This is a genomic window from Rhodoflexus caldus (assembly GCF_021206925.1).
Taxonomy (GTDB): domain Bacteria; phylum Bacteroidota; class Bacteroidia; order Cytophagales; family Thermoflexibacteraceae; genus Rhodoflexus; species Rhodoflexus caldus.
This window is the reverse complement of the sequence record NZ_JAJPRF010000002.1, coordinates 247,107-258,629: the sequence shown is the minus strand read 5'-3', so window position 1 is coordinate 258,629 and position 11,523 is coordinate 247,107. Positions and strand designations below refer to the sequence as shown.

At 45.6% G+C, this 11,523-nt stretch carries 11 protein-coding genes; 6 read left to right on the top strand and 5 right to left on the bottom strand.

From position 1 onward, the window contains the following. Positions 1–5: 5 nt before the first annotated feature. Positions 6–1,118 carry a mandelate racemase/muconate lactonizing enzyme family protein gene (locus NDK19_RS03235; protein WP_250630399.1) on the bottom strand — a complete coding sequence of 371 codons (1,113 nt, stop codon included), beginning with the start codon at positions 1,116–1,118 and terminating at the stop codon, positions 6–8. Positions 1,119–1,201: 83 nt separating this feature from the next. On the opposite strand from NDK19_RS03235, the gene NDK19_RS03230 reads away from it, so the two are divergent. Then, positions 1,202–2,494: a DUF4178 domain-containing protein gene (locus NDK19_RS03230; RefSeq protein ID WP_250630398.1), complete on the top strand. Its 1,293-nt coding sequence runs from the start codon at positions 1,202–1,204 to the stop codon at positions 2,492–2,494. A gap of 14 nt (positions 2,495–2,508) precedes the next feature. Further along, on the top strand, positions 2,509–2,712 hold the full coding sequence (locus NDK19_RS03225; RefSeq protein WP_250630397.1) for a hypothetical protein: 204 nt from the start codon (positions 2,509–2,511) through the stop codon (positions 2,710–2,712). Between the two features lie 94 nt (positions 2,713–2,806). Here NDK19_RS03225 and NDK19_RS03220 read toward each other — a convergent pair whose 3' ends face one another. Further along, positions 2,807–3,247 carry a hypothetical protein gene (locus tag NDK19_RS03220; RefSeq protein WP_250630396.1) on the bottom strand — a complete coding sequence of 147 codons (441 nt, stop codon included), beginning with the start codon at positions 3,245–3,247 and terminating at the stop codon, positions 2,807–2,809. A gap of 113 nt (positions 3,248–3,360) precedes the next feature. On the opposite strand from NDK19_RS03220, the gene NDK19_RS03215 reads away from it, so the two are divergent. The 4 genes from NDK19_RS03215 (at position 3,361) to NDK19_RS03200 (ending at position 9,135) form a co-directional block, all read left to right on the top strand. Then, on the top strand, positions 3,361–4,200 hold the full coding sequence (locus NDK19_RS03215) for a PASTA domain-containing protein (RefSeq protein WP_250630395.1): 840 nt from the start codon (positions 3,361–3,363) through the stop codon (positions 4,198–4,200). 61 nt (positions 4,201–4,261) lie between these two features. Further along, a complete protein-coding gene (locus NDK19_RS03210) occupies positions 4,262–6,169 on the top strand; it encodes a T9SS type A sorting domain-containing protein (protein ID WP_250630394.1) in 1,908 nt (635 codons plus the stop codon). A gap of 327 nt (positions 6,170–6,496) precedes the next feature. Then, positions 6,497–7,975: a chromosomal replication initiator protein DnaA gene (gene dnaA, locus NDK19_RS03205; protein WP_250630393.1), complete on the top strand. Its 1,479-nt coding sequence runs from the start codon at positions 6,497–6,499 to the stop codon at positions 7,973–7,975. 8 nt (positions 7,976–7,983) lie between these two features. Continuing rightward, on the top strand, positions 7,984–9,135 hold the full coding sequence (locus NDK19_RS03200; RefSeq protein ID WP_250630392.1) for a glycosyltransferase: 1,152 nt from the start codon (positions 7,984–7,986) through the stop codon (positions 9,133–9,135). Here NDK19_RS03200 and hisS read toward each other — a convergent pair. The 3 genes from hisS to NDK19_RS03185 form a co-directional block, all read right to left on the bottom strand. Then, positions 9,094–10,434: a histidine--tRNA ligase gene (gene hisS / locus NDK19_RS03195; RefSeq protein ID WP_250630391.1), complete on the bottom strand. Its 1,341-nt coding sequence runs from the start codon at positions 10,432–10,434 to the stop codon at positions 9,094–9,096. The two genes, NDK19_RS03200 and hisS, sit on opposite strands and share 42 nt — an antisense overlap. A 98-nt stretch (positions 10,435–10,532) precedes the next feature. Next, positions 10,533–10,784: a hypothetical protein gene (locus tag NDK19_RS03190; protein ID WP_250630390.1), complete on the bottom strand. Its 252-nt coding sequence runs from the start codon at positions 10,782–10,784 to the stop codon at positions 10,533–10,535. A 275-nt stretch (positions 10,785–11,059) separates the two neighbouring features. Beyond that, the gene (locus tag NDK19_RS03185; RefSeq protein ID WP_250630389.1) at positions 11,060–11,479 is read right to left on the bottom strand and encodes a Dabb family protein; all 420 of its coding nucleotides are present in this window, start codon (positions 11,477–11,479) and stop codon (positions 11,060–11,062) included. Between the last annotated feature and the right edge of the window lie 44 nt (positions 11,480–11,523).

The following is an 11,523-nucleotide window of genomic DNA, read 5'->3' as shown; positions in this document are numbered from 1 at the left end:
TTTTTTTACCTCACCACCACCTGTTCTGCGCAGCCTGCCAGCCACTCGGGGGCAATTTCCGCGCCTAAGCCTGCCGCATCGGGGACTGTGATTTTGCCGCCCGCGTGGAACTGTATGCCGCCCTGTACGGGGTCGGCAGCCAGCATATACACCGAATCCATGTCAAAAAACTGAATATTTTTCCGCGCCAATGCCAAGTGCGCAAAGGCGGTGAGTGCCAAGCGCGTTTCGGACATGCAACCGATTTGCGATTGCTTGCCTGCCGCATCGGCAATGGCAACAATGCGCAGCGCTTCATAAATACCGCCCGACTTGGAAAGTTTGATGTTAAAATAGTCGCAGGCATCGGCTGCTGCCAATCGGAAGGCATCGTGGCTGTCAAACAGACTTTCGTCTGCCATAATCGGGATGGGGCTGTTTTGTCGCACATGTGGCAGATAGTGCACTTGCCCGCGAGAGATGGGTTCTTCGCAAAACTGAATTTGAAAGGCTGCCAACTGTTGCAAAGTTTGCACAGCCGTTGTGGCATTCCAACCTTGGTTGGCATCAATCCGGATGGGGATGTCGTAGCCGATGACCTCACGCACGGCACGCACGCGGGCTACGTCTTCCGCCACGCCCGTGCCTAACTTTAACTTGATGGCGGGGAAGCCTTCCTGCTTGAATTTCAGCGCGGTAGCTGCCATCTCTTCGGGTGAAGCAATCCCGACGGTCATATCTGTGCTAAGGGTGCGGTCGTTAGCCCCCCCGAGCAATTTGTAAAGCGGTTGTTGACATTTTTTACCTAACCAATCGTACAGCGCCATGTCAAAAGCACTGCGGAGCGTATAGTTAAACGGAAATATTTTTTTGAGTTCAACGATACGGTTTTCTATGGCAGAAGCATCTTTTCCCAACCAAAGATTTGCCATTGCCTGCGCGTTGGCAAAGGCACTTTGCGCCGTTTCCCCGACGATGTAAACGTAAGGGCAGCCTTCACCCGTCCCGAAAAGTCCGTCGTCTGTATGAATTTTGACAATAATATTATCCGCATCGCGAATGGTACCCAGCGAGATAACAAAAGGATATTTCAACGGCACTTGCAGGCGGAAAATTTCAATTTTGGTAATCAACGACATAAGAGATGAATTGAACCGATGAGCAAGTTATGTAAGAATTTGGTTATATTGCCATTGCGTTCACCGCCTATTTTGACAGTCGCATGAGCACCATCAGGCAGCAGAAATACATCAAAAGCGTAGAGCAATTCAAATGCAGCGGTTGCGGCGGCGAATTGCAAGTGGTCAATCCGCGTACAAATTTTATTGCCTGCCAATACTGCGGCACGGTACAGGAAGCCAAAACGCAAGACCATAAAATTCTGCTGAAACTCTCCAAACCCTCAAAATTTCCGCCCATGCGATTCATTAAGTTGGGCATGGAGGCAGAGTTTGACGGGATTAAATACAAAGTCATCGGCAGAACGCGCTGGCGCACGCAATACAAGGAGTGGGATGCTGAAAGCGGCAAGTACGAAGACAGCACTTGGCAGTTTGACGAGTGGTTGCTGTTGAGCCAATATTACAGCTTCATTTATTTGGTGGAAGACAAAGAAGGGTTTGCCATGTCTTACCCCTTCGTGCCCCGCTATCCGAACCTGCCGACCAACGACGGTTGGATTAAAAATTTTTATTCAGGCGACCGCACGCGGGTTTCCGAATACGGCAAAGCCACCATTATCCACTTTGAGGGCGAATCTACCTATCAAATAGAGGTCGGTAAAGAAATCAACTTTGCCGAATACAAAGCAGGCAATACGGTTTTTGTCGTTGAATCGCATTTTTACAAAGACTCAACCGAACTGCAAGAAATAGAGTTCTGGCGCGAACCTTCCATGAGCTATGCACAAGTGTTGGAAGCTTTTTCGCAAAACCCTGAGGTAAAACGAAAGAAGGAGGAATATAGAGCACGAAAAAAAACTTATCGGTTCTTTGTCAGAAGTTTTTTCATGCTGGCGGCTGCTTGCTTTATTGCCTTCTTTCTATCTTTCAGTGCTAAAAAAATACTGGATGTAACCTACACTATTCCTTACACCTTTGCTACAAGCTCGAGCGATTCCATGCAATTAGTGGCAACAACTGAGAGGTTTATGCTCGACAAACAGGACGAGATGATAGAATTTATTCTGTCAATCTCTTCCAATGGTTTCCGCGATGGCTGGGTGGGGATAGAAATATGCAATGCGCAGGATGAGGTGATAAACACGATGGAAGGCGACTTCTACGATGAAGGCGATGAAGGCTTAACCTCAACTTCACAAGTGTACAAGGTTGATAAAGTCGGCGAATATTACATCAAACTTTACGTAGAGCCTAAAACGTGGCTTTCTGCCTACGAAAGCGGTGTAAGAATAGAGGTAGATAGAGTCTGGATGCTAAGTCGCTATTACATCATCGGCTTCGTCATATTTTTAATATGTGGCGTTATTGCATCTGTTATCATACCTTCTGAATAAAATATTGACAGCACATGGCACAGTTTACAAGATTTGTACTTTTAGTCGGTTTTTTAATCGTTTTTGTCGTGATTTATTACGCATCGGCCAACGGATTTGGTGTTTCCGGGCTTAACGATAAAAAAATAAGCGCTGAGATGAAAGGAGACAGAGGTGGCAGCTATTTCATGTCTACGGGGCGCAGCGTGCGCGGCGGGGGCATGAGATACGGCAAATAAGCGCTTTAAGGATACCGATTTGATGAGTTTTACAGTAAACGAACAGCGCAAATCCATATCAAAAATACCACCGACTGCTTTAGATTGGAGCAATTTACTGCTGCCGTTTTTTTAAATCCTCTATGAATTTACGAGCCAATTCTTTCGCCTGTTCCAGCGAACCTACAATGGGTGTATAAAGCCCTGTGGCCTGATTCACATTTTCATACATTACATCAACCGAAAGTTTGCCAAAAACAGAGGTTGCAGAGTCTATCACAATTTCCGCTAATAGTCCGTTTTTTACTACCGTGGGAAACCACTCGCGTTGCAACCATTCATCTGTTTCAATCGGTACTATATCCAAATACCGATAGTCGGTAATCATCACTTTTATATCATGTTCCTTGATATAGTCAAACGGAAAGCGCAGTGCGCGCATGGCTTCCGTGTCTTCTAACATCCAAAGTCCTTTCCAATACCCGAAGATGGTGTGCGGAATTTCTTCACTGATATCGTAAAGTTCAGCGTAAGAATTTTCAAAAATTTTTTTCATGGTACTTTTTTATTAGTACAAAATTACATAATGAAACCATCTCGAGGCAAGCCGAAAGCACAGATAATCTTACAGGATTTTGCCATACCGATGCAAGTTTTTAGCTTTGCAACATGTGGAAATCTTTTTTAGAACAACTGAAAGAAGGTATTGTCAAGTTTGACTTGCGAAGCAATACACCTGTTGCTCTTATCAGTAACTTATTGCTCGCTTTGGTTGTCGTGGGTCTATTCATCGTTATGTTTTTCTATGTTTATCTGCCGCTGACAACCAATCATGGGGAGAGCATTACCGTGCCGGACTTGGAAGGGCTGACCTTGCAACAGGCTGAAAGTTTTCTGGAAGAAAGAGATTTGCGTTACATTGTAACAGACTCAAGTTACAATCCTAAATTGCCGCCTTTGGCTGTTATTTCGCAAGACCCTGCTAAAAATGCCAAAGTAAAAGTGAATCGCCGCATTCACTTGGTTATCAATGCGACCCGTCCGCCGATGGAGCAAGTGCCCAATATTATTGACAATTCTCTCAAACAAGCCGAGCAATTGCTGGAAAGTTACGGGTTTAAGAAAGGAGAAATTACATATGTGCCCGATATAGCAGCCAATGTTGTATTGCGTCTGTTCTATAATGGCAAAGAAATCACCAAAAAACAAATGGAAGAAGGATTTTTACTGCCCAAAGGCTCTAAGATAGATATGGAAGTTGGCGATGGGCTTGGCAATACCTCCTTCGATTTGCCTAATTTGGTAGGCAAGCCGCTTGCCGAAGTGCAGTTTTTGCTGCGCGGAATGGGCTTAGATGTAGGAAATATTATCTATGAGTCGGCCGGTGGGCGCGAGTTAGGCATCGTTATCCGACAAAAACCGACCTATGAACCGGGTAAAAAGGTAAAAACTGGTGAGGTTATTGACCTGTGGGTTACAGGCAACGAGCCGACAGATTTTAATAATTAATTCTCCTAAGCTGCCTATGGCATCACATCTACGCTGACAACACCTTCATTACAGTATGCACATGCACCAAAAGGCAATCTTATGGGCAACTTTCTTATGGCTGATAATTACAGAGGCTCATGGTCAGCTACAACTGATTCCAATATCTCCACAACAGAATCGTTACCTTTATGATGCTGCCTATTTCGGCAGAACGGAAGAAAACGGCGAAGATACCACGCGGTTGCCATTGCCTTTTTTTGATGATTTTTCCACTAACGGCAAGGCCGGCCTCCACAAAGGTCGCCCCGATGAGCCCGACACCTCGCGCTGGGTGCGCAACGGCGGTACTTTCGTTAATAATACCATCGCCATCAACCCGCCTTCGTTCAACGCAGCTACTTTTGACGGCATTGCAGCCAATGGGAGACCTTATGATTTTGCCAATCCGTTTGCCGTAGGTATTACTGACCAACTGACCTCTAAGCGAATAGACTTAGACACGCTGCGTCCTCAGGATAACGTATTTCTGAGTTTTTTCTGGCAAGCCGAAGGTTTGGGCGAAAGACCGGATGCAGAGGATTATTTGGCAGTAGATTTTTTAGACCGCAATAACAATTGGGTGCGTCGCTGGCAACAGAATGGCGGAACGGCTTCATCAGACTTCCGCTACGTTATCCTGCCTATCAATACAAGCAATTTTCTGCATAAAAATTTCCGTATTCGCTTTGTTCGCTACGGCAGACAATCCGGAGCATTTGATACTTGGCATGTAGATTATATCTACATTAACAAAAATAGAAGTGCCGCAGACAACTCCCTGCTCGATATTGCAGCAAACGGTATCAAAGGTCGCTTTCTGAAACGTTACAGCGCAATGCCTATGCGGCAGTTTATCCAGAACCCGCAGGCCGAAATTGCGGATTCGCTGTTTCTTTCGGTCAGCAATTTAGACCGCCGTTTTAATGTGTTTTCCTACGATGCGGTGTTGAAAGATAAAATCAGCGGACGCGACTTGGGCTTGCTTGCCGATACAACCGCCATCATCGGTGAGTTTCGCCGCAATTTACTGGTCGGGGCAGTAAATAGGGGGGTAGGTAAACGGCCGCCTGTGGTGCTTCCGCTCAATCAGCGCAAATTGTTGCTGGAAACAACTTTCCGACTTAACACGGGCGAACGTGATGACTTGGTGCCGCCTATCAATTTTCGCAACAATGATACGCTGAGCCAATTGACCGTTCTTGACGATTTTTACGCCTACGATGACGGCAGCGCCGAGTTTGCCATATCATTTAATCAACGATTTGGCAAATTGGCTTATCGCTACGAGCTCAATACACAAGCTGCCATTTCGCACATAGATATTTATTTCGTGCCCATACTGACCAATTTGCAGGGCGAAACCTACAACCTGCGTATATGGAAACGATTGGACGAACAGGGTGGGGGAGCACGCGATTCTATTTTACTGGTACAGAATACTTTCGTAAGCTACTCCGACAGCCTCAACAAGTTTATTCGGATTCCGCTATCGCGGCGCATTCCTTTGCAAGGCACGTTTTTTATAGGTGTTGAGCAGTTGAGCGATAAGCCGCTCACCCTCGGCTTTGACCGAAATACGGACTCAGGCAGCGAAATATGGGTGAATGTTGCCAACAAATGGGAGCGAAATACACGACTGAAAGGAAGCATTATGCTTCGCCCTGTTTTTGCCGAAGACCTTGTTACAAGCCTACCCGAAAATCAGTTAAATGTATTTAACCCCGTAGTATATCCGAACCCTTCGGCCGGTACTTTTACTATCAAAGGCAATGTTCGGCAAGTTGCAGTGTACGATTTGCAAGGCCGACTGATTTTGCAAAAAACACCGGAGCGCGCCGAGAATTTCCAAAATATATCGCTGGAAGGCTATCCCGACGGCATTTATATGCTTTACCTTGTAAATGAGCAACATACAAAAATTGTAAAATTGGCTCTTCGGAAGCAGTAATTTTTGGGAAAAATGCAAACTTTCGGGGTGAAAAATATTTTTTTTTGAGACCTCGCTTGCAGCCCTTTCTGAACGTGTCAAGGGTTTTCCGAATTTTTTTTTTCAGTTTTTTTGCTTCACTTTTGTTTCCCCTGTCGTTCAATACAGCGGGGCAAAAGGCATTTAGAACCTTTTGCTAATCTTTAACAAAATGCACTTTCAGTGCATTTTGACATAACAAAATTGATGTGTTTACCCTTTATAGAGCTTGCATAAAAGCAAGCCTTGAATACTTTTTGCGCTCTGAAAATGGTGTCTGACAGTTTAAATTACGAAAACGAACAAGCAATGATTGACCTGAAAAAGCCATCGGTAGCGACGGTGCCCAACACTACTGCGGCGAACAAACAGCAGGATCACGTAACAGCATGGCAACAGTGCCTGTCGCTGATTATTCCTGCCGTTGGCGAGCAGGCATTTCAAACATGGTTTCAACCCATTGTCCCCATTCAACTGACCGACAATGTGCTTGTTATACAGGTGCCCAACCATTTTTTCTATGAATGGCTTGAAGAACACTACGTGCATATTTTGAAACGTGCCATTGTGCAGATTTTGGGGCTGCAAGGCAAGTTAGAGTACTCCATTGTGGTAGACCAAAACAATGGTAAGCAACCCTATACCCTAAACATTCCTCAAAATATACAGGCACCGCCTGCACAGCGCCCTTTGCGCAACTCAATGGGGCAGGGAGTAGTTGTTTCAGGCGGAGGCAAAGAACTATTTGACTCAAATCTCAACCCGCGTTATACTTTTTCCAATTTCATAGAAGGCGAGTGCAACCGCTTGGCACGCGCCGCCGGTATGTCCGTTGCCAGCAAACCCGGATTTACCTCGTTCAATCCGTTTTTGGTGTATTCGGGTGTCGGCTTGGGCAAAACCCACCTGATTCAGGCAATCGGCAACGAAATTCAGCGCCTTCATCCGCGCCATCAAATATTGTACATCACGTCGGAAGATTTTATCGCCCAATTTGTTGATGCCCTGAAATTGGGCGAAGTGCGCCGTTTTGTCGGACAGTTTCAGAAAGCCGATACACTGATTATTGACGATGTGCAGTTTTTTGCAGGCAAAGACAAAAGTCAGGAACAGTTTTTCCATATTTTCAATCATTTGCACCAGAACGGCAAGCAGATTATCATGTCCAGCGACTGCGCACCCAAAGACATCAAAGGGTTAATGGATCGCCTATTGTCGCGCTTTAAGTGGGGTGCAACCATAGACTTGCAAGTGCCTGATTATCAAACCCGTACTGCTATTGTACAAACCAAACTCAATGCACAAGGGATTCAGGTGTCCGATGATGTGGTGGACTTTTTGGCGCAACACGTTACAGACAATATCCGCACTTTGGAAAGTGTGGCAACGACTCTTGCGCTGCATTATACCATCGGCAAGTCAGCGCTTACACTAGAACTTGCCAAATCGGTCGTATCTAAACTGTGCAATACTGCGGAGGAATTGAGCGAAAAGCGCTTCAGCGTAGCACAAATTCAGCAGATGGTTGCCGAGCATTACTACCTCAAAGTGAGCGACCTGTTTTCTTCATCGCGTAAGCCGGAGTTGGCAGTTCCCCGACAAATAGCCATGTATTTGTGTGCGCAATTCAGCGATGTTTCCAATAAAGTAATTGCTTCCCAGTTTGGCGGCAAAGACCAAAGCGCTATTTCGCATGCTTGCAAAGCGGTTGATAAGAAGATGCAAAAAGACGAGACCTATCGGAAGCTGATTGGCGCGCTGAAAGCAAAACTTAGCAACCTGCGCTAATTTTGTCCATGCGAATATTGATAGTAGGGCCGGCACACCCGCTTCGGGGAGGAATTGCCGCATTAAATGAGCGTTTGGCAGCGGCATTGCAAAGCGAAGGGCATACTGTGGAAATACTGAGCTTTGCTTATCAGTATCCCGACTTTCTGTTTCCCGGTACTTCGCAGTTTAGCAATGACGAACCGCCTGCACATTTGCACATTCACACGGAGCTACATTCGCTGAATCCGCTTAACTGGTGGCGTATAGGTAAAAAGTATGCCGCTCAAAAATACGATTTAGCCGTTTTTCGCTTTTGGTTGCCCCTAATGGCGCCTTGTCTGGGGACTGTGGCGCGTATTTTACGCCGCTCAGGTGTACCTGTCATTGCCATTACGGACAATATCATCCCGCATGAAAAAAGGATGGGTGATGCCGCACTGACCCGTTACTTTCTGCACGCCTGCGATGCTTTTCTGGTCATGTCCAAATCGGTCATGTACGACCTGCGGCGTTTTGAACCCGTCAAACCTGTCGTATATGCCCCGCATCCTTTGTATGATTCCTACGGTGAAGCCATTGATAAGCAGCAGGCACGTTGGCAACTTGGTTTACAGGCAGACGCACATTATGTGCTTTTTTTCGGCCTAATCAGGGCATACAAAGGGCTGGATATTCTGCTGGCTGCTATGGCAGACCAACGACTGCAAACGCGCAACGTTCAGTTAATTATTGCAGGCGAACCCTACGAAGATTTGGCGAAGTACCAACAGCAAATTGCGCAATTGCAGTTAGAAAGTCGTGTGCGTGCTCATTGGCATTTTGTACCACAGGGAGAAGTTGCTGCCTATTTTTGTGCTGCCGATATCGTGGCGCAACCTTACAAGACTGCCACCCAGAGCGGAGTAACCCAGATAGCCTATCATTTCAATCGCCCCATATTGGTAACAGATGTGGGCGGGCTTTCAGAGATTGTTCCTCACGGCAAGGTGGGTTATGTAACCGCCATAAGCCCGCAAGCCGTTGCTGACGCTCTTGTTGATTTTTATGACAACATGCGTGAACAACAGTTTGCGGAAAATATTGCGGAGGAAAAGAAAAAATACGAGTGGCCTTATTTTACAGAGCAACTGCTTGGCTTATTGCCCGCTCAAAAAGTCAATGAGCGCCTCAATAGTTAATTTTTGTTGCTCGCCGCTTTGCAAATTTTTGACAGTCAGTACTCCCGTAGTCATCTCATCAGAACCTACAATGGCTACGTGATTAACTTTCTTGCGGTCTGCATACTCCAACTGCTTCTTCATTTTAACCGGCTCGGGATATACTTCGGCATTAATGCCTGCCTGACGTACCTTTTGCAGCAGCGGCATTGCAAAAAACTGTGCATCTTTATCAAAACAGGCAAACAGCAATTGCACGCCTGCGCCACTGCTGTCGGGGAAAAGTTGCAGCTCTTCCAACACGTCATAAATACGTTCTGCACCGAAAGAAATACCAACACCCGACATCCCCGGCATACCAAAGCTGCCTGTCAGGTTGTCATATCGGCCACCGCCGCCGATGCTGCCCATTTGCACGCCCAGTGCCTGCACCTCAAAAATGCAGCCTGTATAATAATTAAGTCCGCGTGCGAGCGTTACGTCCACTGCCAATTCATTTTTCAAGGGCGTTTTTGCAAGAAAAGCCTGCACCTCTCTGATTTCTTCAATACCCTTTTTCCCTGCCTCACTGCTTTGCATGAATGCTTCCAAATCGGTAAAAGGTATTTTCAAATATTGCATAATTTGTCGGATACCTTGTTCGGAAACTTCACGCGCCTGTAATTCTTTTTGTACGCCCTCTTCTCCGATTTTATCTAATTTGTCAATGGCAACCGTAATGTCGGTCAGTTTGTCCGGCTGGCCAATTACTTCTGCAAGCCCTTGCAGAATTTTGCGGTTGTTCATTTTAATGCGTACCGGAAGCTGCAAGGCAGTAAATACCTCGTCGTAGATGAGCAATAATTCTGCCTCATAAAGCAAAGATTCTGAACCGATTACATCTGCATCGCACTGATAAAACTCCCGATAGCGTCCTTTTTGGGGGCGGTCGGCACGCCACACCGGTTGAATTTGGTAGCGTTTAAAAGGGAAAACAATATCGTTGCGATGCATGACCACATAGCGGGCAAAAGGGATGGTCAGGTCATAGCGCAAACCTTTCTCACTGATTTTGGGTGTTACCTTTTTATAATCAGTTTCGTTGCGGTCTAAATCTTTAAGAAAATCGCCCGAATTGAGGACTTTAAAAAGCAACTGGTCGCCTTCCTCTCCGTATTTACCGGTTAGCGTGCTGAGGTTTTCCATTACGGGCGTTTCAATGGGAGCAAACCCGAATCGGGAAAAAGTACGCTTAATTGTATCAAATATATAGTTTCTTTTCAGGAGAACTTCCGGTGTAAAATCGCGTGTTCCTTTGGGGATACCCGGCTTTTGGCTCATTGTGAATAAGTTTTGCTAATCATTGAAATAAAAGAGAGTTTCAAGCTTAACAAAGCCTGAAACTCTTGTAAAAAGAATTTTATCAGCAGAGAAGGTTATTAGAACTTGTCGTCCCAACCGCCTGCACCAAAGTCATCCTCGAAGTCTTCGTCGTCAAAGTCTTCTTCCAAATCAAAATCTTCTTCATAGAAATCTTCTTCTATGTCCTCGTCTTCGAAGTCATCCTCATCGTAGTCGTCTTCAAAATCATCGTCAAAATCATCATCTTCGAAGTCGTCGTCTTCAAAATCATCGTCGTCGTCCTCATCGGCTGAGCGTTTGGCTGCAGAAATGTCATGAATATCTGTCATTTCATCAGCCCAAGGAAACGACAGCGCATGTGGCTGATCAACGAGTAATAAGTTGATGTTTTCAAGCGTTGAGGCAGTTGATACAAGCCTGTCAGCAGCTATGTGTTTTATTGCTTCAGCAACTACCGATTCGGTTTCCAATCCGTTGAATTCCATTGTGTTATAACGTTGAATAGTTGTAGAGTTGTTTCTTGTAATTGCAGTTAAACGATTTCTGAGTGGCCAAAAGTACTAAACTTTTAACTGAAATATAAAAAAACCATTTAAGGAAAATTTTATTCAACCAAGGCATCATACACCTGAATGCGCGTCCACTTTGCCTTGTGTTTATCCACAAAGTCCTGATGGATAGGGTCTATCTGGTACAGGTCGTGCCCGGTTGCATCGTTGAAATAGAACACCATCATATAGCTGTATGTGTTATCAACCACATCGCGCTTGGTGCCGGCCGGTTTGCCGATTTCCATAGAGCGCACGGTTTTAATTTTTTTCAATTCCCTCATGGCCTTCTCAAAGTCTTTGATATCCCGACGGTCTAAATCGGGTTTTAACCACACACATACAACGTGAATAAACTTGCCTTTGGCCTTTGGAGCAATAGTCAGCGGGGTTGCAGAGGGTTGAACAACCATTGCGGCATCAGACGAACTGATCACTACCCACAGCAAAAGAGACAGAAGAAGCCGAATTTTCATATCTTAGTGCGTTAATTTTGATTTCGTAAAATACAAAACTTTTC

Coding starts and splice junctions, on each gene's coding strand:
- NDK19_RS03235 (WP_250630399.1), bottom strand. CDS start 1,118: ATGTCGTTGATTACCAAAATTGAAATTTTCCGCCTGCAAGTGCCGTTG.
- NDK19_RS03230 (WP_250630398.1), top strand. CDS start 1,202: ATGAGCACCATCAGGCAGCAGAAATACATCAAAAGCGTAGAGCAATTC.
- NDK19_RS03225 (WP_250630397.1), top strand. CDS start 2,509: ATGGCACAGTTTACAAGATTTGTACTTTTAGTCGGTTTTTTAATCGTT.
- NDK19_RS03220 (WP_250630396.1), bottom strand. CDS start 3,247: ATGAAAAAAATTTTTGAAAATTCTTACGCTGAACTTTACGATATCAGT.
- NDK19_RS03215 (WP_250630395.1), top strand. CDS start 3,361: ATGTGGAAATCTTTTTTAGAACAACTGAAAGAAGGTATTGTCAAGTTT.
- NDK19_RS03210 (WP_250630394.1), top strand. CDS start 4,262: ATGCACCAAAAGGCAATCTTATGGGCAACTTTCTTATGGCTGATAATT.
- dnaA (WP_250630393.1), top strand. CDS start 6,497: ATGATTGACCTGAAAAAGCCATCGGTAGCGACGGTGCCCAACACTACT.
- NDK19_RS03200 (WP_250630392.1), top strand. CDS start 7,984: ATGCGAATATTGATAGTAGGGCCGGCACACCCGCTTCGGGGAGGAATT.
- hisS (WP_250630391.1), bottom strand. CDS start 10,434: ATGAGCCAAAAGCCGGGTATCCCCAAAGGAACACGCGATTTTACACCG.
- NDK19_RS03190 (WP_250630390.1), bottom strand. CDS start 10,784: ATGACAGATATTCATGACATTTCTGCAGCCAAACGCTCAGCCGATGAG.
- NDK19_RS03185 (WP_250630389.1), bottom strand. CDS start 11,479: ATGAAAATTCGGCTTCTTCTGTCTCTTTTGCTGTGGGTAGTGATCAGT.